Annotated in this window: 21 protein-coding genes; 9 read left to right on the plus strand and 12 right to left on the minus strand. The window is 50.7% G+C overall.

The features are described 5' to 3' along the window. The first annotated feature begins 58 nt into the window (after positions 1–58). Positions 59–1,042, plus strand: coding sequence for a chemotaxis protein (locus ACKU4E_RS00675; protein ID WP_320169167.1), 984 nt, complete (start codon positions 59–61; stop codon positions 1,040–1,042). A gap of 71 nt (positions 1,043–1,113) precedes the next feature. Here the strand turns inward: ACKU4E_RS00675 and ACKU4E_RS00680 are convergent, their stop codons facing one another. Further along, positions 1,114–2,004 carry an SPOR domain-containing protein gene (locus ACKU4E_RS00680; protein WP_320169168.1) on the minus strand — a complete coding sequence of 297 codons (891 nt, stop codon included), beginning with the start codon at positions 2,002–2,004 and terminating at the stop codon, positions 1,114–1,116. 101 nt (positions 2,005–2,105) lie between these two features. Here ACKU4E_RS00680 and ACKU4E_RS00685 point away from each other — a divergent pair, with 101 nt between their 5' ends. Then, positions 2,106–2,696 carry a methyltransferase domain-containing protein gene (locus ACKU4E_RS00685; RefSeq protein ID WP_320169169.1) on the plus strand — a complete coding sequence of 197 codons (591 nt, stop codon included), beginning with the start codon at positions 2,106–2,108 and terminating at the stop codon, positions 2,694–2,696. On the opposite strand, the gene ACKU4E_RS00690 is transcribed toward ACKU4E_RS00685, so the two are convergent. Next, positions 2,691–3,371 (minus strand): Crp/Fnr family transcriptional regulator, encoded by a 681-nt coding sequence (locus ACKU4E_RS00690; protein ID WP_320169170.1) that lies wholly within the window; start codon positions 3,369–3,371, stop codon positions 2,691–2,693. The genes ACKU4E_RS00685 and ACKU4E_RS00690 overlap by 6 nt on opposite strands. Positions 3,372–3,484: 113 nt before the next feature. Between ACKU4E_RS00690 and ACKU4E_RS00695 the strand changes: the two genes are divergently transcribed. From ACKU4E_RS00695 to ACKU4E_RS00715, 5 genes are all read left to right on the plus strand, one after another. Next, entirely contained in the window at positions 3,485–4,108 is a 624-nt protein-coding gene (locus ACKU4E_RS00695) for a 4Fe-4S binding protein (protein WP_320169171.1), read from the plus strand. Positions 4,109–4,255: 147 nt separating this feature from the next. Then, on the plus strand, positions 4,256–5,560 hold the full coding sequence (locus ACKU4E_RS00700) for a 4Fe-4S binding protein (RefSeq protein ID WP_320169172.1): 1,305 nt from the start codon (positions 4,256–4,258) through the stop codon (positions 5,558–5,560). Between the two features lie 164 nt (positions 5,561–5,724). Beyond that, positions 5,725–5,916, plus strand: a complete 192-nt coding sequence (locus ACKU4E_RS00705; RefSeq protein ID WP_320169173.1) for a ferredoxin — start codon at positions 5,725–5,727, stop codon at positions 5,914–5,916. 111 nt (positions 5,917–6,027) lie between these two features. After that, on the plus strand, positions 6,028–7,629 hold the full coding sequence (hcp, locus tag ACKU4E_RS00710; RefSeq protein WP_320169174.1) for a hydroxylamine reductase: 1,602 nt from the start codon (positions 6,028–6,030) through the stop codon (positions 7,627–7,629). A 285-nt stretch (positions 7,630–7,914) separates the two neighbouring features. Beyond that, entirely contained in the window at positions 7,915–8,727 is an 813-nt protein-coding gene (locus ACKU4E_RS00715) for a 4Fe-4S binding protein (protein WP_320169175.1), read from the plus strand. 449 nt (positions 8,728–9,176) lie between these two features. Here the strand turns inward: ACKU4E_RS00715 and ACKU4E_RS00720 are convergent, their stop codons facing one another. From ACKU4E_RS00720 to ACKU4E_RS00755, 8 genes are all read right to left on the minus strand, one after another. Next, a complete protein-coding gene (locus ACKU4E_RS00720; protein WP_320169176.1) occupies positions 9,177–9,911 on the minus strand; it encodes an ABC transporter ATP-binding protein in 735 nt (244 codons plus the stop codon). Next, positions 9,908–10,675, minus strand: coding sequence for an ABC transporter ATP-binding protein (locus ACKU4E_RS00725; RefSeq protein WP_320169177.1), 768 nt, complete (start codon positions 10,673–10,675; stop codon positions 9,908–9,910). Before ACKU4E_RS00725 ends, ACKU4E_RS00720 begins: the two co-directional genes overlap by 4 nt. 26 nt (positions 10,676–10,701) lie before the next feature. Continuing rightward, the gene (locus tag ACKU4E_RS00730) at positions 10,702–11,778 is read right to left on the minus strand and encodes a branched-chain amino acid ABC transporter permease (RefSeq protein WP_320169178.1); all 1,077 of its coding nucleotides are present in this window, start codon (positions 11,776–11,778) and stop codon (positions 10,702–10,704) included. Positions 11,779–11,793: 15 nt separating this feature from the next. After that, a complete protein-coding gene (locus tag ACKU4E_RS00735) occupies positions 11,794–12,702 on the minus strand; it encodes a branched-chain amino acid ABC transporter permease (protein ID WP_320169179.1) in 909 nt (302 codons plus the stop codon). Between the two features lie 186 nt (positions 12,703–12,888). Then, positions 12,889–14,070, minus strand: a complete 1,182-nt coding sequence (locus ACKU4E_RS00740) for an ABC transporter substrate-binding protein (protein WP_320169180.1) — start codon at positions 14,068–14,070, stop codon at positions 12,889–12,891. 656 nt (positions 14,071–14,726) lie between these two features. After that, the gene (locus ACKU4E_RS00745) at positions 14,727–16,793 is read right to left on the minus strand and encodes a methyl-accepting chemotaxis protein (RefSeq protein ID WP_320169181.1); all 2,067 of its coding nucleotides are present in this window, start codon (positions 16,791–16,793) and stop codon (positions 14,727–14,729) included. Positions 16,794–16,931: 138 nt separating this feature from the next. Further along, positions 16,932–17,246 (minus strand): hypothetical protein, encoded by a 315-nt coding sequence (locus ACKU4E_RS00750; RefSeq protein ID WP_320169182.1) that lies wholly within the window; start codon positions 17,244–17,246, stop codon positions 16,932–16,934. Positions 17,247–17,257: 11 nt separating this feature from the next. Next, entirely contained in the window at positions 17,258–18,883 is a 1,626-nt protein-coding gene (locus ACKU4E_RS00755) for an aminotransferase class I/II-fold pyridoxal phosphate-dependent enzyme (RefSeq protein WP_320169183.1), read from the minus strand. Between the two features lie 339 nt (positions 18,884–19,222). Between ACKU4E_RS00755 and ACKU4E_RS00760 the strand changes: the two genes are divergently transcribed. Both ACKU4E_RS00760 and ACKU4E_RS00765 read left to right on the plus strand, forming a co-directional pair. Then, the gene (locus tag ACKU4E_RS00760; protein ID WP_320169184.1) at positions 19,223–19,699 is read left to right on the plus strand and encodes a ferritin family protein; all 477 of its coding nucleotides are present in this window, start codon (positions 19,223–19,225) and stop codon (positions 19,697–19,699) included. 158 nt (positions 19,700–19,857) lie between these two features. Beyond that, the gene (locus tag ACKU4E_RS00765) at positions 19,858–20,394 is read left to right on the plus strand and encodes a hypothetical protein (RefSeq protein ID WP_320169185.1); all 537 of its coding nucleotides are present in this window, start codon (positions 19,858–19,860) and stop codon (positions 20,392–20,394) included. A 24-nt stretch (positions 20,395–20,418) separates the two neighbouring features. Here ACKU4E_RS00765 and mltG read toward each other — a convergent pair whose 3' ends face one another. Together mltG and ruvX are read right to left on the minus strand one after the other, a co-directional pair. Continuing rightward, the gene (gene mltG / locus ACKU4E_RS00770; RefSeq protein WP_320169186.1) at positions 20,419–21,483 is read right to left on the minus strand and encodes an endolytic transglycosylase MltG; all 1,065 of its coding nucleotides are present in this window, start codon (positions 21,481–21,483) and stop codon (positions 20,419–20,421) included. Continuing rightward, the gene (ruvX, locus tag ACKU4E_RS00775; protein ID WP_320169187.1) at positions 21,465–21,872 is read right to left on the minus strand and encodes a Holliday junction resolvase RuvX; all 408 of its coding nucleotides are present in this window, start codon (positions 21,870–21,872) and stop codon (positions 21,465–21,467) included. The genes mltG and ruvX overlap by 19 nt, the downstream gene beginning before the upstream one ends. Between the last annotated feature and the right edge of the window lies 1 nt (position 21,873).

Raw genomic sequence — 21,873 nt, forward strand, 5'->3', positions numbered from 1 at the left:
TTGCGAGGCCCTTCAGGGCTGTTTTTCATGGCACCTTTTTGATCTGGGGACTGTGTAAATGACGGGAAGCAAGATCCTGCTTAAAGCAGGCACCAATGAAGTAGAACTGCTGGAATTATATCTTGACGAAGGGATCGGAGACAAGCTCAAGCGCGGGTCATTCGGTATCAACGTTGCCAAGGTCAAGAAGATAATCAAGGAATCCGATCTCAAGAATTTTTCCGGTCATAGATCAGGTAAACTGAATGCCGGGGGCGGCGGAGACTCCGCTAATCCTTTAGTGCTGGGCATGTTTGAATTCATGGGAACCGTCACGCCGCTTATTGACCTCAGCGGATGGCTGCGGATGGATCAGGTCCGCGGAGAGAACCGTATGGTATTGGTCACTGAATTCAATGACCTCGTGTGCGCTTTTCTGGTTTCCGGTGTGAACAGGATTCATCGCATAAGCTGGAGCGAACTGGAATCCCTGCAGGGCAGCATGGCCGGGTTCGCAGAGGGGACCATTATCGGAACGGTAAAGCTGACTGATCCTGACCGGATCATGCAGATTCTTGATTTTGAGCAGGCACTTGATGACATAAACCCGTCCGGGGACAGCTCCATTGTGGCCGAAGTGGAAGAGGCGGAAGAAAAGACATATACCGCCATCTGCGCCGATGATTCCCGCTCCATGCGTAATCTGGTCAAGAATTCGCTTGAACGCGGCGGGTTTGAGGTGGAAGCATATGCCAACGGACTGGAGCTGTGGGCGGCTCTTGAAAAGATTTCTTCAATGGTCGAGAAAACAGGGCGCCCGGTAACCGATTTTGTGCAGCTTGTTGTCTCGGATATAGAAATGCCCGGAATGGACGGCCATGCCGTAACCCGCAGAATCAAAGAAAATCCCTACCTGCGAGATCTGACAGTTTATCTCTTTTCCTCACTCATCACCGAAGACCTGCTCCATAAGGGTGTTTCCGTAGGCGCGGACAGGCAGTATTCAAAGCCTCAGATCGCGTCTCTGGTCAAGCAGGCGCGGCTTGACGTCGAAAGTAGCTGATTGATATCATTCTGAAATTGTGGGGATGTTCCCTGCCAACGGCGGTCCGGAAGCGGTGCCCAAACAGGATGTCAGTTGCCTGAGATACCCGCTTCGGTATGATTCTGTCCCATGGGAGCGAGTCTGATCTGAATCTTCTGGGCAACGGCTTTGCGCCGGAATTTCTGCCTGTACTTGGTAGCGAAATCAACCGCCTCCGCACGTGAGTCAAACATTTTGACAAACAGATAGTACCAGTAGGAGCGCCCCGGTTTTTCCCTGACAAAAATGAACGGTTCGTAGCCGCGTTCCCTGACTGTATTCGCACCTTTTTTCGCCTCGGCCAGTTCGGGAAAAATTCCGGCACGTACAAGATATCTGGTCAGTATTCCACCGTAGGGCAGGTCCGCGTTCCCTTCCGTGGCATTGTTCGTCACCGGAACATTGATTGCCGGTACACTTGCGACTTCTTCCACTCCTTTGAGCCTGTTGCCTTCATAAACAAGGTCTTCAACCGGGATGACGGTGAATTCACAGGCCGGGCTGTTCGGCAGGTCGAACTCGAATATCCATTTACCGGGTTGCAGTTCCTGTTCGCTTGTAAAATTCCAGCCTGCGAAATTCTTTTTACCCGGGCGAAGTATCACCGGCAGGGTGTCATAAGTGGAATAGCCGAGTCCGGTGGAGGACAGCAGTTTCGGGTGTTTTATGCGCAGCACCGTTGTGACCGGATCTTCTCCGTCCATAACGAATTCGAATCCGAAGGAAGCTCCGGCCACAGCTTCGATATCCACGGTTTCTTCCAGGTGGGCATAGTCTTTCAGGCGTAAGACGTCATTGCTTCCATAGGTCTCGGAAGGAATCAACTGATATAGACCTTTGCCCAGAATCTTTATGTTTCCGGCATGAACCGGGGTTTGGATATGCAGTACTGTCAGTAATGCTATTGTAACCAATGCAAAAGTTCTGTATAGATGGCGCATTTAAGAGTACAAGTCCTTTTGGAATATTCTTTATGGATCTTATTTATAAATTGTTGGTCGGTGCTTGTAAATATATTAAGTGAAACGGTTTTCGGTATCCTATGGCAAAAGAACAGAGCAAGGCGGCAAAAAGGCGTTATAATCTAGGGCAGTTTCATACCCGTTATTTTGCCGGTGACGGAATAGACATCGGTGGCGGCCCTGATCCTCTGGGACAATATGCCGGTGTTTTTGCCCGCATGAGGTCGTGCCGCACCTGGGATAAAGTGGACGGCGATGCCATGTTGATGCAAGGAGTGGAGGACTCGTCCTATGACTTTCTGCACTCCAGCCATTGTCTTGAAGACCTTGAGGATGTGAATATCGCCATGAAAAACTGGATTCGCATCGTCCGGCCGGGGGGGTATCTTGTGATAACGGTCCCGGATGAGGATATGTATGAGCAGGGAATCTGGCCCAGCAATTACAACCGGGCGCACAAGTGGACCTTCGCTGTGTATAAAACGAGATCATGGTCGCCGAGATCTGTTAATGTACTTGATCTGGTGACCGGTTTCGGTGATCAGGTCTATCTTGAAAAGCTGGAAGTGGTTCGCGATTTTTTTCGTGCAGGTCTGGCGGAAAGAAAAATAGATCAGACCAGAACCACCGTCTGCGAAAGCTGCATTGAATTCATCCTGCGCAAGCTATAGCTGCTCTTCGCCGCTTGCAATGAGTTCAAGAGCTTTTTCATCAAGTATTTCAACCTTTTTTCTGTCCACACGTATCAGCCCCTGCTCACTCATTTTCTTGAATATGCGGGAGAGCGTTTCCTGAATAGTTCCGAGGTATGCCGCAATCTGTCCTTTTGGAAGATCAAGTTCCAGCACATTCGAATTCTGGGTTGATTTAAGCAGCAGCAGGTAGCTGGCCAGCCTGCCGGGAACTTCTGCAAGGCTCAGTGCCGCTACATGATTGACCATCTGCCGGAGTCTGCCGGACAAAAGGGCCAGCATGGACATGGCCAGTTCCGGTTCCTTGCGGATTACATCTTCGAATTTATCGCGGGAAAAGTAGAGCAGAGAGGATTGAGCCAGCGTTACCGCGCTTGCCGGAAATCTGCTTCCCTGAAAAACAGGCACCTCACCGAATATTTCTCCCGGACCGAAGACATGGATGATCTGCTCCTTGCCCGCAAGCGAGTCCCGATAGATTTTCACCTTTCCTGCCTCCACACTGTAAAAGCCCTTTGCAACTTCACCGGAGACGAATATCTGTTCACCTTTTGCAAATTCTCTGGTGATGGCTATGGCCTCAAGGTGGGCGAGCTGTTCTTCCGCTAGCCCGGAGAGCAGGTTGATTTTTCCCAGGTCATGTGTCTTTTTCATTACAACTTCTATTTATAATACTTATTGATTGGTGAAATGACTTAAGTCAGGTAAAAATCCGATTTTTACGTATAAAACTAACAGCCTGATAACATGAGCAGGAGAACTTTGTCATGAGTAATACAGCGTCAGTAAATATTTGCAGGGGGATAGAGGGTGGAGAATGTCGCTTTGCCCTGTTTGTTGCCGAAGATTTTGCCGATCGGATTGAAAAAGTTGTCGAGGAAACCGGATGGACCGATTTTTTGAAAAACCGTTTCGGCGAAAATATAAACCGGCATAAAATGTTCACTGTGAATGGTTCTGCCTGTCCGAATGGATGTTCGCGTCCTCATATTTCGGATATCGGGCTTATCAGAGCCTGTGTTCCGGTTGTGGACCATGAGAATTGCATCCATTGCGAGGAATGCGTGCGCGCCTGCCCGGATAAGGCCATGGATTTTGATGGGGATCGTATCGTCATAACCCGTGAAAAATGTCTGGTTTGCGGCTATTGCGTGAGTTCATGTCCAACGGAAGTAATCTCCTGCGCCCGTAACGGGTGGAGGGTTCTTGCCGGTGGGCGTCTCGGAAGACATCCCGGTCTTGGTACAGAGCTTCCCGGAGTGTATACAAGCGATGAAGCGCTGGCGATTATCGCCAAGGCGCTCAACCTCTGGATGGAGAACTACGAGGACGGCGAGAGATTCGGACGGATAATGGACCGCTTGGGCTATGAAAAACTGCTTGAGGAGTAAGCTGTTTTATTCAGAAATTCCACAGCTTGCCTGCGTCCGTCCGGTTCCGCCTGTGCGGAACAACCGCAGCTGTTTCCGGGAAGATGTGCGGACTTCAACGGATATCCTCGTGCAGTATTGATTTAAAAACCCGTGCAGGGAGAAGCTGTGGGTATTATCTGTATTGTCCTTTCCTACATTTTGCTGGCGGCCCATGCCGTGCGCGGCGGCGACTGGGGGCTGGCTGTATTTATGACCGGGGCGGCATGCCTCGCGCTTTTTCGTGATAGATGGGTCGGATATGTGTCGTCGGTCCTTCTGGCCTGCGGTGCCGTGGTCTGGCTGCAGTGGGGGAGTTCGCTCATCGGATTGAGGGTTGCAGTGGGTGGACCGTGGGTCAGGCTGGCGTTCATTATGGGTATGCTTTTCGCTTTGAGCCTATTTTCTGCCGCCTACTGCCTTTCACCGGCAGGCAGGGAAAGGTTTGACGGCAACATCGAGCAGGGCGCTTTCAGAGCTGCTGTATTTTTACTGACGGCCCTTTTGCTGGAGATTACACGCGCCAGGGTCCCTTTCCCCATTGTGCTGGCCGACAGATTTTTTCCCGGATGGGGACGTGCGGAAATTTTCCTGCTCGCACTTTACGGTTCATGGGTCGGCGGACGGATGTTTTCTCCAGACGGAGCCGTCCGGACCCGTCCTGTGATCTGGGTAATTTTCTCGGCAGTCTTTTTTGTTCAACTGGGGCTTGGCCTGTCCGGATTGGAGCAGTTTCTGATGACCGGCAGGCTGCATCTTCCGGTTCCGGCACTCATTGCCGCCGGGCCTGTTTACCGGGGAAGCGGTTTTTTCATGCCGATACTGTTTACCGTTTCTGTTCTTCTGGTCGGCCCGGCCTGGTGCAGCCATCTGTGCTACATCGGCGCGTGGGACGACCGTTGCAGTCGGGTCGGGCATAAAAAGCCTTCGTCGAGTTTTCCCCGAAAACTGATCTGGTTGCGGATGGTCCTTCTCGCGGCAGTTTTGTCCGCCGCGTGGTTCATGCGCCGGGCCGGGGTGCCTGGATTTGCGGCCCTTTGGTGGGCGGCAGGATTCGGTCTGGCAGGGATTTTCATCATGCTTTATTTCTCCCGCCGGATGGGCATGATGGTCCATTGCACCGCCTTTTGCCCCATGGGTATTGTATCCAACCTTCTGGGCAGGATTTCTCCATGGCGGATGAGAATTGCCGAGGATTGCTGCAAATGTTTCAAGTGCAGTCGCGTCTGCCGGTATTCCGCGCTCAGCAGGCAGGACATCGAGTCCGGGCGTCCCGGCATATCCTGCACTCTCTGCGGAGACTGCCTGTCGGTCTGTCCTTCCTCAAGCATACATTATAAGCTTCCGTTCCTGTCTCCGGCATTATCGCGCAATGTTTTTCTCGTACTCGTGATTGCCCTGCATGCCCTTTTCATGGGAGTTGCCCGTATCTGATCTTTCAAAAGGATATGTTTCGCGGCCCGTATCCGTAAGTCTGTCCGGCCTTTTTTCCGCCACGGAGCTATGCAGCGGTTATTCAAAAAATGTTTTACTGTTGTTTTAACTGTGCTAAATTCAGATTTGAACTGTCGGATTTTTAATAACAAAAGGAGAAAATTATGAGTCGTACTGTAGCTGTTGATGTTGATCTCTGTATAGGATGCGAAGCCTGTGTTGAGGAATGTCCGGATGTTTTTTCAATGGGACCCGGCGATCTTGCCCAGGTGCATAATCCTGAAGGTGCGGAAGAAGCGAAGATAGAATCCGCCATGGAAATGTGTCCTGTAAACTGCATCTTCTGGGAAGATTAAATAAATCAAAAAAAATTATTGGTTTTGACCTGGGTCAAACATTTGTTCGGGGATGTTGCCTATTCTGCACTCAACGAATGGGAAAAAATTAACCTGAAAAGGAGTAACCAGATGTTTTGCAACCAGTGTGAACAGACAGCCAAGGGCCAAGGATGCACCGTAAAGGGTGTTTGCGGCAAGTCCAACGAAGTTTCCGCCATACAGGATCTTCTGATCCAGGTTCTTATCGAACTCGGAACCGTGGCAATCGCTGCCCGGCAGAACGGCTTAGTGGTGCCGGGAAATGTGAACAGGCTTACCTCGGAAGCCGTTTTCTCCACCTTGACCAACGTGAATTTTGATGACGAGCGGTTTGTGCCGGTTATAGGAAACGTGGCTGCCGCCCGTGACGAACTGGCTGCAAAGGTCGGTGCGGATAGCGGTTCCTTCACCTCCGTTTCCGGGACTGCTGCGGAACTCGGCAAGCTTGGTGAATCCTTCCCGGTTACCGGTTTTGATTCCAACGAAGACCTGCGTTCACTCAAGCAGATTCTAGTTTACGGTCTCAAGGGTGTTGCCGCTTATACCGATCACGCTGCCATTCTCGGGCAGGAAGATGAAGGCCTGTACGCTTTTATCCATGAAGCCCTTGCTGCGGTTCCCCAGGCTCTCGGTCTTGAAGAACTGGTTGCTCTGGTGTTGAAGTGCGGAGAAATGAACCTCAAGGCCATGGAACTGCTTGATGCCGGTAATACCGGAGCATACGGGCATCCCGTGCCCACCGAAGTTCCGCTCGGTGCTAAGGCGGGCAAGGCCATTCTAGTCTCCGGGCATGACCTCAAGGATTTGCGCCAACTGCTGGAACAGACTGAAGGAACCGGCATCAACATTTACACCCATGGCGAAATGCTGCCCTGTCACGGCTATCCGGAACTCAAGAAGTTCGCGCATTTCCACGGCCATTACGGGACCGCATGGCAGAATCAGGCCAAGGAATTCGCCGAGTTCCCCGGTGCCATTCTCATGACCACCAACTGTATCCAGAAGCCGGTTGAAAGCTACAAGGGCAACATTTTTACCACCGGTCTTGTCGGCTGGCCCGGCGTAACCCACGTTGCCAACGGCGATTTCAGTGCTGTGATCAAGAAGGCCGGCGAACTTCCCGGCTTTGCCGAGGATTCCGACAAGGGTTCCGTCCTTTGCGGATTCGCACGCAATACCGTTCTCGGCGTTGCCGACAAGGTTATCGAAGGCGTAAAGTCAGGCGCCATCAAGCACTTCTTCCTCGTCGGAGGATGTGACGGAGCCAAGCCCGGCAGAAACTACTATACCGAATTTGTTGAACAGGCTCCCAAGGATACCATCATCCTGACTTTGGCCTGCGGAAAGTTCCGGTTTTTCGACAAGAAGCTCGGCGATATCGGCGGCATTCCCCGTCTGCTTGATATCGGGCAGTGCAACGATGCCTATTCCGCAATCCAGATAGCTGTCGCGCTCGCTAATGCGTTCGAATGCGGTGTCAACGACCTGCCGCTGTCGCTGATCCTTTCCTGGTACGAGCAGAAGGCTGTTTCCATCCTGCTGACCCTGCTGCATCTAGGTATCAAGGATATCCGGCTCGGACCCAGCCTCCCGGCATTCGTGACCCCTAATGTGCTGAACTTCCTTGTTGAAAATTTCAACATCATGCCCATCAGCACGCCCGAAGAAGACCTGAAGGCAATCCTCGGCTAGGAACGGAGTATGCCCCCGGCGGCATCTCTGCTCTCAACAGATCGCTAAAACTCAAAGCAAAGCTTTTCGTTAAGCGACTGTTAGGCCTGCCGGGGGCCTTAAACCCTTTTGCAAAAGGGTTTAAGAATCCCAAAACCTTTCATCAAGGCTTCGCCGATTGTATGACAAATTGTCATCCATTAATTCATGAACATAGTTATTTAATTTTTTAACTCCTTGATATGACCGACACAGAACCCTTCGGTATACCGAGGTAAAGGGCTGCATGTTGCGGAGGGTAGATATATGAAAGTTACAAGAAAGTTGATCCATATTGACGAGGAATTGTGCAACGGCTGCGGCCAGTGTGTACCCGGCTGTGCAGAGGGCGCATTGCAGATTATTGACGGCAAGGCCCGGCTGCTTGCCGAAAGGTATTGTGACGGCCTTGGTGCATGTCTTGGCGAGTGTCCCACCGGCGCGTTGACTGTGCGGGAAGTTGTGGCCGATGATTTTGATCCCGAGGCCGTGACTGAACTGCTCACCGAGCAGGGGCGAGATGTACCCGACCACATGCCCTCACCTGAGAGCCTGAGACTGACTGACTCGAAAGCCAGGCCGAAGGGCGGCTGTGCCGGTTCGCGGATTGAATCCTTTGCGCCGGAAGCAACTCCCTGCGGGCAGGCCAATGTGCCCACAGGCATGGAGACCGATGCCGGACCTTCGCAACTGACCCATTGGCCCATCCAGATACGTCTTGTACCGGCCGATGCTCCTTTTTTAAAGGGCGCGGATCTGCTTCTGACCGCAGATTGCGTGGCGGTATCTCTGCCCGGCTATCATCAGAATTTTCTGCCCGGCAAAAAGGTGCTCATGGGATGCCCCAAGTTTGATGATGTGCAGTTCTACGTGCAGCGGCTGACCGAGATTTTCAGCGTTAGCGGCGTCAAATCCGTTACCGTGATGGAGATGGAAGTTCCCTGCTGTTCCAATTTCAGCAGGATAGTGGCAACCGCCCTTAAAAACGCGAGTGCTGATATTCCTGTAGAGAAAATAGTGGTCAAACGCACCGGCGAAATCAAGGCTCGGACCTCCCTTGATCAGCCTGTGCCTTTATAGGATTTTATTTGATGCTCTTTTAAAAGGCATTTAAGGCATTAAATTTGATGCGCTTCGCGCTTTTGATAATTTTATTTCGCCGCCGGCGGCCAAAGGGTCCGCGACCCTTTTGAATCCCTGATTGTATAAAGTGGCTGCATTTAAGTTAGCCATTTTAATTAAAATGTTGCAGGTCAAAGGCAATAACCATAGCAGAATATAGCCTGACACAACATTTTCTAATATTGTCCCACAAAAGAAGGCCCGCAATATCGTCAGATATTGCGGGCCTTCTTTTGTGTAATTATTTTTTTATCTTACGAAGAGGCGGAGCCCGATCAAAAGTTTTTGAAGAGTCCAGAGAAACTTTTTTCAAAAAGTTTCTTTGGTCCCGCTGAAGGCGCCCGCCGGGAGGCTCCCCGAAGGGGCCGCCTGAGGCATACCGAGGTATACTAAAGCATCCTCGGCAATTAGCCGCCGAGGTAGGCCTTTTTGACTTCGGGGTCATCCATTAGTTTGTCGGAAGTCCCCTGAGCCACGATTTCGCCGGTATCCAGCACATATCCGCGATGGGCGAATTTGAGCGCGAGGTTTGCGTTCTGCTCAATGAGCAGGATGGTCAAGCCTTCCTGATTGAGCTGTTTCAGGGTGCGGAACATGTCGTACATCAAAAGCGGAGCGAGACCCATGGAGGGTTCGTCGAGCATGATGAAGTTGCATTTGGACATGAGCGCACGACCGACGGCCAGCATCTGCTGTTCACCACCGGAAAGGGATTCACTGCGCTGCTTGCGGCGTTCGGCAAGGCGCGGGAAAAGGGCGAATACGCGGTCGTAGTCAGCGTGAACGTCCTTGATGGAATCCTTTCGGGCATAGGTGGCCAGCTTGAGGTTTTCCTCAACAGTGAGGTTGCCGAAAATGTGACGTCCTTCCGGGACGAGGGCCAGGTGCAGGTCGGAAATGACCTTGTGCGGGGCCATGTCGAGGATGGATTCGCCTTTCCAGCTGATGTCGCCGGAGATGACTTTGGGTGCTTCCGGCGGAGGAAGGCGGCTGATGGACAGCAGCGTGGTGGTCTTGCCCGCACCGTTTGCGCCGATGAGGGTGACGATTTCGCCTTCGTTGACATCGAAAGAAACGCCGTGAAGCGCTTCGATATTTCCATATTTGACGCGGAGATCTTTGACTTCAAGTAAGGTGTTCAAATCGAATCATCTCCCAGATAGGCTTTGATAACAGTCTCGCTGGACTGGATATCTTCAGGTGTTCCTTCGGCAATTGTGGCGCCGAAATCAATACATTTGATCCACTTGCAGAGAGTCATGACGACTTTCATCTGATGTTCGATCATCAGGATGGTGATGTCGAATTCATCGTGAATCCATTTGACCAGCTTGATAAGACCTTCAACGTCCGAGGAGTTGAGCCCTGCCGCGGGTTCGTCAAGGAGCAGCAGCTTGGGCTGTATGGACATGGCGCGGGCAATTTCCACGCGCCTCTGAAGTCCGTAGGGCAGGTTGGTGGGCAGTTCATCGGCGAATTGTTTCAGGTCCATGAATTCCAGCAGTTCGGTGGAAATACGTTCGATTTCCTTTTCCCGGAGGAAGTAGTTCTTTGACCTGAGTACGGCGTCAAAGAACCCGTAACCCATGCGGTAATGCTGGGCGATACGGATGTTGTCCATAACGGTCATATCGTGCCAGAGCCTGATGTTCTGGAATGTACGGGCAACGCCCAGTGCCGTAACCTGATGCGGTTTCAGCCCTCTGGTGGGGGTGCCGTTGAAGGTTATGGTCCCTTCCGTGGGCTGGTAGAATCCGGAAATGAGGTTGAAGATGGTGGTTTTACCCGCCCCGTTGGGGCCGATCAACCCGGTAAGGGATCGTTCTTCAAGCTCGATATTGAAATCGGATACAGCCTGCAGGCCACCGAATCTCTGTGTAAGTCCGTCTATGTTCAAGAGTGACATTTTATCTCCTTATCTCGCGGGTTGAGCTACTTGAATTTGTAGAATTTCTTAAGCCGCGGGAACAGGTCGGGCAGTTCCTTGTTGCCCATGATTCCTTCAGGCCTGAACTGCATGAGCAGGATCAGAGTCAGCGGGATGAGCACCCATTTCCATACCTGGCTCAGATGGTAGGTATCCGGAAGCAGGTGTATGAGATGCATGCCGGTATCAATGGCCGGAATGATGAAGCGCAGCAGTTCAAGCATTACAGTGAAGAATACGGCTGAAATGATAGATCCGCCCAGCGAGCCCATGCCGCCGAGATAAACCATGACCAGACATTCAGTGGACTTCATAATGTTGAAGGACTGCGGGTTGACGTAGCCGAGTACGTGAGCAAAGAGTGCTCCGCCTACACCGGCCAGTCCGGAAGAAAGCATGAAAGCGGCCATCTTCATCTTGTTGGTATCAACACTCATGATTTCAGCGGCAACTTCGTCCTGGCAGATGGCCATTATGCCTTTTCCGTATGTGGAAGATACAAATCTTCTTATCATCCAGATGCTTGCGAATGTACCGAGGATTACCCAGATCATCATCCAGGGGATGTCTGCCACATCCGTCATGGCGTTTACCACCCGTTTCATTCCCATGAATCCGCGTGGGCCGCCGATCACATCCATGTTTTCTATGGCGGAAATGACCATATAGTTGGCTGCGATGGTGATAATGGCTAGATAGTCTCCCCTGGTCTTGAATGACGGGATGGCTACAATAAGTCCGGCTACAGCCGAAATCAGTCCGGATATAATGACTATGATGGGGAAGCCTAGCGGGGCAAGGTCCGGCGGCAGCAGAGGAGCGCCGAAGATTTTATTCTGAGCGAAAAAAACGACACTCAGCAGTGATGAAACATAGGCTCCGATACACATGAATCCTGCGTGCCCGCAGGAAAATTCTCCCATGTAGCCGTTGACTACGTTCAGGCTGGAAGAAAGGATGATGTTGATGCCTATGAACATGATTACTGACTGTATATACAAGTCAAGCGCGCCGCCCTGAGACAGGAGCACCACTATGGCTGCCATGGACCATAAACCGATATTGAAACTGTATTTCTGCATTGTGGTTATTCCGCCTTAAATCTTGGTTGTCTTGGCAACGCCGAATATTCCGGTCGGCTTCACCCAGAGGATGACTAGCAGAATGGAAAAGGCGAACAGGTCTCTGAAGGTAGACGGGAACACCGCCACAACACCGACTTCAATGAAGCCGAGCAGAAAACCGCCGATAAATGCTCCGCGTATATCACCGATCCCGCCGACAACAGCCGCGATGAAGGCTTTCCAACCGATGAGTGCACCCATGTAAGGCTCAAGGATGGGGTAGGACATGGCAAAAAGAAGTCCTGCCAGCCCGGCCATACCCGAACCGAGCACGAAGGTGAACACGATCACGTTATCAATGGGAATGCCCATGAGCGGAATGGCAAATTTATCATAGGATATTCCGCGCATGGCCATGCCGATTTTGGTCCTGGTAACGATGAACTGAAGGAGCAGAAAAACTGCGATGGCAGCGAAAATAACTATTATTTTGAGGTTGGTTACGGAAATGTTTCCGAAGGTGTAAACGACTTTGTCGAGCAGCTCCGGAAATTTCTTGCGGCTTGCGCCCAGCATGGCGAGGTTGCCGTTTTCAAGGATCAGGCCGCACATGAGGGCCGTGATGACCACGTAGAGACGGTGGGCTCCTTTGCGGCGCAGGGGACGGTAGGCGATCCTCTCTATGGTTACCCCGACCCCGGCTGTCAGTATCATGGTCAGCGGCACTGTCAGTGCGAGCACCATCCAGGGGGCGAGGTCCAGAAATCCGAGAAAAAATGTGGCGACAAAAAATGCGATGTAGGCTCCGACCATGAAGATATCTCCGTGGGCGAAGTTAATCAGGAGCAGTACACCGTAAACAAGTGTGTAACCCAGAGCAATGAGCGCGTAAAAGCTGCCCCACTGCAGGGCGTTAAGCAGGTTCTGGATGAGGATATCCACTGTCGGTCATCCCTTTTTTTTCTAAAAAACCGGCACTGGTTTTTTCGTTTTTTGGAAATTGTCCGTCTACTAATACTAATTGACGGGGGCATCGGAAGTCATGGAATTTTCGGGCAACAGCCCGTCTCCAGCATAAAAGCCGGGACAGCGGGACTGATGTCCCGCTGTCCCGTTATCTTTAATGAACTAAGGGCAGACGGATTCGGAGAATACGAATTCACCGTTTTCGTCGATGCGTACAACAACAGCGCATTTGATGGGGTCACCCTGTTCGTCGAACTTCATGGAACCGGTGATACCGGCGAATTCCTTGATGGAGCTCAGAGCGTCACGGATGGCTTTGCGTTCAGCCTTGACATCGGAATTGTAGGAGCCTGCATCCTGGATGGCCTGGAGAACCAGACGGGCTGCGTCCCAGGTAAGGGCGGCTACGTCATCGGGAGTTTCGCCGAATTTGGCTTTGTAACGATCGATGAATTCCTTGGTTGCACCCTTGGCACCGGCAGCGGCGTAGTGGGTGGAGAAGTACTGGCCTTTGCAGTCATCGCCGCAAAGCTTCATGAGTTCGGAAGAACCCCATGCGTCGGAACCCATGAAGGGGCCTTTCCAGCCGAGGTCACGAGCCTGTTTAACAATCAGGGCAACCTGGTTGTAGTTGTCAGGTACGAAGATGAAATCGGGATTGGAGTTGATGATCTTGGTCAGCTGTGCGGAGAAATCCTGGTCTTTGGTGCCGTGGGATTCGAAAGCAACAACAGCGCCGTCACCGAATTTCTTGTCGAATACATCTTTGAAGATTTCAGCAAGACCCTTGGAGTAGTCGTTGGAAATATCAAAGAGAACTGCAGCCTTGGTTGCCTTGAACTGCTTGGAAGCGAAGTTCACGGCAACAGGACCCTGGAAGGGGTCGAGGAAAGCAGCACGGAAAACCCAGGGACGGTCCTTGGTGGTGTCGGGGTTGGTGGACCAGGGAGAAACCATGGGAGTGCGGTTGTCGTTGCAGGTTCCGCCTGCGGGAACAGCCTGCTTGGAGGAGTTGGGGCCTACGATAGCCACAACGCCGTCCTGTTCGATCAGCTTGAGTGCTGCGTTGACAGCGGATTCAGCTTTGGATTCGTTGTCTTCGTAGAAAAATTCAAGGGGAATTTTTTTGCCGCCGACTTCAAGGCCGCCCTGACCGTTGATGTCTGCCAGCAGCATTTCTGCGGCGTTTTTGGACGATTCGCCTACTTTGGGGATGTCACCGGTAAGGGGAATGTTGAAGCCGATTTTGATTTTTTCTTCCTTTTTAGAGCAGCCGGTAATCATGACCGCGGCCAGGCCGAGGACCATGAGGACCAATAGAGACCTGAAAAGTACATTTTTCATTGTTTACCTCCTGAGGTGTTCATTAAGAAGTTCCGATTTCGTTATTGAATGATGAAAATTATCGCAAAACGGAGAATTTAAAAAGACATTTTTGCAAAAAAACTTAAATTCCAAACTATATTCTTTAATTTTAAGGCTTTACACTATAGTCGTCGGAAGAGGGTGGTAATACTTCGTTTATCTATGCTATAATATAGGTTTTTTCTGATTTTGATTCTTTTTTCAGTAAAATCAGTTTGATATCTTGTTTATGCTGCTTTCGGCGGTGAAAGGTAGTGACTGATATGGCTATGTTTGTTCTGTTATTCAGTATAAAAATGTAAAAATTGTAAAAAATAGACCGTTTTTTTGATTTGCTTTAAAAAACAAGGTGTAAATTTTGCAAAACGCTATTTTTATACTCTTTGAAAGAGAGGTTCGTGTTGCGGGAAGGCCCGGTGGTGGGGTGTTTCGATGGTTTGGTTGTATTTGAAATGGTTATCTGTTTGAAATAATAGTATAAATTTACATGTGGTGTTCGTGGATCACTGAATATGTGTTCAGTTTAGCAGCTCATTGGGCCGATCTGCTGAAATATATTCGGCAATTGCGCCAAACGGAAAAAGCCCCCGGCATGTAAAATACCGGGGGCTTTTTCCATCATATTTATGATTCTGTTAAAGCTTGAATCGTTCCATCATATCGCGCAGTGATCTTGCCTGACGGTCGAGGTCCTTGACCGCTTCTTCCAGTTGCCGGGAACTTTCAAGATTCTGCTCTCCGGCCTGTTTTATGGAGGAAAGGGCTACGGCAACCTGATCCATACCCGCAAGCTGCTCCTGGCTTGATGCTGCGATCTGCGCGGAAGACTGTGCGGACTGGTTTATCACGGAACTCAAGTTCAGGATGGCCTCGCCCGTTTGGGAGGAGAGTTTGGCTCCTGCTTCAACCGCCTTACCTCCTTCCTCGGTGATCATTACCGCGGAGCTGGTTGCCTTCTGAATGTCTGCGAGAATGGACTGTATCTGCGATACGGAATGTTTGGATTGATCGGAAAGGTTTCTGATCTCCCGCGCCACCACTGTGAATCCTCGTCCTTCTTCTCCTGCCTTGGAAGCTTCTATTGATGCGTTTACAGCAAGGATGTTGGACTGATCTGCGATGTCGTTGACAACATATATAATATCACCGATGTGCTGCGACTGCTCGGAAAGCCTTACAATTGACTGGGCGATGGTATCCATCTGGTTGCGTATGTTCTTCATGCCCGAAGCAGCGTCCTCAGCTGACTGTTTGCCGTGCTGTGATGTCGTAACCGCCTTCCTGGCCACATCGGCAACCTGCCGTGATTTTTCGCTGGAGAGGTGGGCCGTCTGCTTTACCTCTTCCACGGTAGCGTTTGTTTCCGCCACAGCGCTGGCCGTTTCCGCTGCACTGGCGGTGAGTTCTGCGGAAGCGGCGGAAATCTGGCTTAGGGATGTTGAAAGGATGCGTACCGCTTCATGTATTTTTACGTTGTCACTTTTGAGGTTTTCAACCATGGCCGCCAGAGATTTGCCTATGGTGTCCTTATCCGATTTCGGCTTGATTGATACGGTCAGGTCTGAGTCGGCAACTCTTTCCATGGCGGAAGACATCTCGTTAAGGGATTCCGTCATTTTGCCGAACGCCTTGGACAGGTCTCCGAGTTCATCTGCGCGCTGGGTTTCGCCCATGGTTATGCTCATGTCTCCGCCTGCTATCCTGTAAGCTGCGTCCACAACTCGCTTCAGCGGTTTTGTGATGTCTCTGGCTATGAAAAATACCGCGCATAATCCAAGGATTACCACAATTGCGCCCAGAATATATGTGTTGGAAATGGCACTGGCATTACGCGCCTGCAGAGTGGGACCGAGCTTGTCCTGATCGGAAATTACCGATTGCTTGGCCTGTTCAACAAGGGCAGCCATTTTCGGGCCTATTACATCAAGTTCCGAGCTTATGAGTCTGTCTCTCTTCTCGGTTGCGACAACAACCCGATTCAGGGCGTTTATATATGATGCGCATGCCTGCTTGATTGATTCCAGATATTCGTAATTTTTCTTTGTCAGCAGCGGGGAGAGGCTTTCTGTTGCTGCTTTGAGTTTTTCCATCTCGTCAAGCGTTCTCTTGGCATGGGATTCCAGACTGGACTCTAAATATTTTGCCGCATAAAGCCTGCCCAGTATAAGATTGCGGACTCCTTTTGCACACCAGTACAATGCTTCCGCATTGCCGCTTTTCCCGCCTATACCGTCTATGATTCTTTCGAATGTCTGCTCCATCAGGTCCCCGTCAGGGATAAGTCTGGTGTCGGAAACATCCGTCCTTTCCTGCTGTGTGCTGACGACTTCTGCAAAACTGGAATCGTAGTCGCTGGAAAGTCTCTTGATGTCGCTAAGCATTGCCAGTCTGGCGGCAGAAGTTACCGCTGCTTCGGCATTTTTGAAAAGCGGCTGCAGACGTTTGTTGTTTTCCGAGTATTTCTTAAGGTACTTGTTGTTTCCGGTAATTATGTAATCCTTGACGTAGGACTGGCCTTCAAGCAGCCGGGCCTGGATTTCTCCAAGCTGGTTGGAATCCTGCGCGAACTGGCTGTACCCAGTGAATCCGGATGAGGATTTTTTAAGGGCTCCCAAAGACTCAATGGATGCAAACCCGAAAAGGATGAATACCACGAGAAAACTGAAAAATATTTTTTGTCCGACCGTCAACCGTTTAAGCATGGATGAAGACCTTGTGAAAGTTGGTTAATATGTATCAGTATCGGCAGTGAACCGTGGAATGGAACACTGCCGATACTTTTTTATCGCTATTACGACAGACTTAATGCTCTTGCAACCCGGCTGAAACCAGCTTCGGATTTATTGGTAGTTGTCATCGCAGAATTCATTGCATTTGCCTTCGACGCTTTGGAAAAGCTGCAGACAGGTCTGCTGTTCTTCGTTCAGGGCCGATTTCTGACGAACGCTTTCACAACCCTGGCGGCATTCCTTGGCAGAAGCATAGCTTTTGAGCGTTACTTCGGAATATTCCGCGCAGATGGCTTCCTGACCGTCGCATTCCTCGCTGGTGCTTATGGAGCGACAGAAGGACCTGACATCCTGCATGCTTGTTGTCCGGCCTGCACAGCCGGAGAGAATTATCAACAATATTGCGAGTAAGGAAATTCTTTTCATTTTTTTGCCTCTTATAAGATGTTTTTCATTGCCGAGAGAAACATGCGGTTGGTTGAGTTGTTGCCTATTGAAACCTTGAGCAGGTCCGGAAGGCCGAAAGTTTCAAGAGTGCTGAGCCTGAACCCGTATTCCTGGAGGATGTCATGCAGATTCTGCGCCGGTATCGGGCTGCTGAACATTATGAAGTTACCCTGGCTGGGGTAGACTGTGCAGCCGAGTTCTTCCAATCCCTTTTGGACTCTTTCCCGGCCCCTGATGATCAGGTCAATGGTGGAGTAGTAGAATTCGCTGTGGTTGATGGCGGCCTGTCCTGCGCCCAGATTCAGGGGGCTGACCGGTACCGGCAGTCTTGAATCTTCCAGAATTTTTGCCCGTTCGGGACTCATCAGCGCATACCCCAAGCCGACTCCTTTCAGCCCGAATGACCACGAGAAACTGCGCAGGATGACCAGATTGGGTGCCTTGTCCAGAAAGTTGACCATGGAATAGTCGTCTTCCGGCCAGGCGAATTCAACGTATTTTTCATCCACGATAAGCAAGGTGCGTTCGGGGAGCAGATTGGCCATGGTTGCCAACTCCTCGGCCGGGACTCCGTATCCGGAAGGGATGTCCGGATTGGTTATTATAACGGCGGCGGTGTTCCCGTTGGCTGTGGTCACAAGCTGATCAAGCGGCGGGGAGAAGTTGCGGCCACGAGGCAGGCGCAGAAGTTCCACCCCGCACAGCGCGGCCACTCTGCTGTATTCGTTCAGTCCGTGTTCATAGCTCAGCACATGGTCTATGCCGGGGCTTACGGTCAGTCTAAGAGTGAGATCCAGCAGTTCCACCGATGAACTGGCAATCACTATGGATTCTTCCCCCACGTCATGCCGCTTTGCAAGGCTGAATTTCAGCCCGTCCGTGGAGTTTGCTTCCATGGCGCTGCTGTTGGAGGCCATGTTCATTATAGTATTTGATACGGCCATTGATACCCCAAGGGGGTTGGCATTGCTGGCCAGATCTATTTCTTTTTTTATCCTGAACAGTTTGCGGAATTTTGCTGCCTGCAGGCTGTGTTCACTTTGCGGTTTTTCCTGAAACTGTTCAGCTTCCGGATCCTCCCTGATTTCGGAGACCGCAGCCTCCTGAGGTGTAGAAACAGGCGATACTGTTTCCTTCTGTTCAGGGGCAGGTGCAGGCGCTGACTCCGGTTCAGGCTGTTTCTGATCCGCTACTGATTCCGGAGCAACTGGCGGTGTTCTGGTCATATTCTGTTTACCTATTTCTTCCAGCGCAAGGGTTACAATTCTCACATCGTAATCATTGCTCAGAGTTGCGTTGCTGACCATTTCAGTGAGCTTGTCGAATGAGTCAATTATGATGTTGAGGAGTTCCGAATCAATCTCGAGTTCGTTTTTGTACAGCCGGTCCAGTATATGGCCGATAGCCCCGGCCACTTCGCTTATTTTGGTCAGTTCCAGTAGCGCGGCACTTTCCTTGAGAGAAACGAGTATACCGTAAACCTGCGCCACGATGACCGGAGAGGAGGACCTGCTGTTTTCCAGCTTCATGAGTGCCGTTTCTATCTGGTCCAGCTTGTCGAGGGATTGTTCAACAAAGTGTTGCAGGGCCGGATCTTCATGTATTTCCACAGTCATTCTTTTCCCCTTTGCGTTTTGGACGGACATATTCGTCCTGTCTTGTCTGCCGGTCTGTTTCTCTGTTCGAATAAATAGGGTTGAGTTTATCAACCAACCGGTTGTTTCGTCCCTTTTTGCATTTTTTCATTCATTAAATCCATAATGTTTTTATATACTGAATTAGAAAAATTCAAAATCTTTCTTTTGTAAATATATGAATGAATCTGGTTGCGCTTTTGGCCTGGGTGATTCATATTACGGCAGATGACCGTCTGTTTGCAGAGATTAGACTGATTTTCATGACAAAATCAGGCTGAAAAATCCCTATAAATAGATAAAAATCCATGAGGAGTTAAAATGGTAACTTTTTTCAATGCAAATGAAGTAGTTGAGCTGGCAATGCGAATTGAGCAGAAGGGCCAGGCTTTTTACCTGCTTGCAGCGGATGAGGCCAAGGATCCGGGCGCCAAGGAATTTTTTGACTACTTCGCCGAAGAAGAATCCAAACATGAAGTGTTCTTCAGAGGAATGCGCGACCGTCTGGGCAATATCGAAATTCCTCCGGGAAGCGATTATGAGGAATATACCCAGTACGTGATGGCCCTGGTGGATTCTCATGATGTATTCAACTTCGACTATACAGCGGCATTCAAAGACGAAAGCTTCACCTTCGAGGATGCCGTGCGCGCCGCCATGCGTTTTGAAAAGGACACGATTCTGCTTTTCACCGAGCTTAAGACCATGGTCCCCGAAGCCGAGCGTGAAATAGTGGAAGCCTGTATTGATGAAGAACGCGGACATCTGCGCATGCTTGCCGAAAAAATCAGGAGTTAGTCGATTGCAGTGAGACTGATTCCGAATCAGCAATGTCCGGGCCCTCTTCATGCTTATGAAGGGGGCTCTTCTTTTGTAATTTGTTTAACTTGTTGGAGTGCGCACAAAATGGTATCGCAGAATGCCGGTGCAACTGATCAACCAGCAGGATATTGACCATGAACGAGAGCAGTGCTGCAATAGAACAGCAACTGGAAGAACTGCGCGAAGCTGAAAATTTTATCGGCTTCTGCGCCTTTGACCTTTTTCTGAATGATGATGAATCGAACCGAAAAGACGGAGTGCTCAAGATTTCGCGGCACAACCTTACGCCGGAAAGCGGGTTTCTCAAATTTACCTTTATCGTGGACGTATATGGAGACAAGGTCGTGCGCAAGCAGGTTCTTGATCTTTTCGCCAGATTTCACGACAGCGAGCTTGATTCCGAAACCGATCCAGATTTCATGTTCGTAAAGCCGACAGAACCGAAAACCCAGAAAGACCGCTCATGGTTCATCGGCGAGGTCTTTTTCCATTTTGATACAGCCAAGGGGGCCTCGCGGGAGAATGTGGTAAGGTTTTTTCTCCCGTTCCTCACCCTGCGGCTTCCCCTTGAGTTCAGCGACCTGCAGTGGTGGGACGATGAAGAGTCAAAGAGCACGGTCAGAAAATCAGCCATTGCCGCGATTACCGATTTTATCCTCGGCAAATTCTAGTCTGTATATCGTCCTTGCGCCGTTTTACTGGTTGTAGGATCGGTAGGTTGCGCGGTTTCTGTGCAGCTGATATTTCCGTACGGCTTCGTTGTGTTCCTTGAGCGATTTGCTGAAATAGTGTGACCCGTCGCCTTTGGCAACAAAATAGAGATAGGAGTGTTTCTCCGGAGTGATGGCCGCTTTGATTGAATCCAGCCCCGGCGAGCAGATCGGTCCGGGAGGCAGCCCGCGATGCTGATATGAGTTGTACGGGTTGGATTTGTCTCCGAGATGTTTCTTACGGAGATTCCCGTCAAATGTTTCGCCCAGTCCGTAAATGATTGTGGGATCGCACTGTAGCAGATAGCCTTTTTTCAGCCTGTTTGCGAATACCCCGGCAATCCTGTTTCTTTCCGAGGCATCGCCGGTTTCCTTTTCAACCAGAGATGCCAGAATAATAGTCCTGTGAATTTCTTTCGGGGAGGGAGGTTTGCCGTTCCAGGCCTTGTCGGCAGCCTTACGGAATTCCTTGAGCATGGTCTCCACCATTGTTCTGCCGGAATCCGATTTCGGTCTGGTAATCATGTAGGTTTCCGGGAAGAGGTAACCTTCCGCATTTTTGGCGGGGATGTTGTATTCGGCCAGCAGTTCGGGATCGAAGACGGCTTTTTTGAATTCCTGATAGGTTGTGAGTTTGGAGTTTTCGGCAGCCTGTGCGGTTGCCCACCATGTGAGCCCTTCGCGTACCGAGAATTTGTGCAGGATACCGGAGGTTGTGGTCAGAGTGTCCAGGACTTCCGGTGCGGTCATGTTGGACCAGAGACTGAATTCTCCGGCGCGAATTTTGTTTTCCTTGCCCAGTTCCTGTGCGTACTGGCGAAATCTTTTGGCATCGGAGATAAGTCCGGCCTTGGCCAGCCCGCCGGAAACGGTCCAAAGGGATTCGCCCGGTTCGATGGAGAAAAGAATTTCACGGCCCTCGATTTCCGGGGGCAGGTTCAGGAAGCTCCAGTTCCTGTACATGAACCAGCCGCCCACAAACATGAGCGCCATGCATATGACTGCAAGGGTTGGCAGTACAAAGCGCAGCACTATGCTTGGGCGAGCCATGTTTCCAGAATTATTTTTGCTGCCTGGCTGTCCAGGTTTTTTTTCCTTTTTCTGTCCCACAGTCCGGCCTCCCTGAGTTCTTCTTCCGCTGCAATCGAACTGAGCCTTTCATCAACGAGATGTATGGGCTGTTTTACTCTTCTTTCCAATGATGCCGCAAAGTTGCGAACCTGCCTGGTAGTCAGTGTGTCCTCGCCGTCCAGAGAAAGAGGAAGGCCGATGACGATGTCACCGACCTTCTCTGCATTTATTATTTCAAGCAGTTCCGAGAACATCGCATCCCTTGTAGTGCGTTCCAGCACTTTCAGGGGAAAGGCGAACATGCCTTCCGGGTCCGTAATGGCCAACCCGATGCGCTTTGTCCCGAAATCTATTCCGAGTGCTTTCATA

Origin of the sequence: Maridesulfovibrio sp., from assembly GCF_963677005.1 — a bacterium.
Lineage (GTDB): Bacteria > Desulfobacterota > Desulfovibrionia > Desulfovibrionales > Desulfovibrionaceae > Maridesulfovibrio.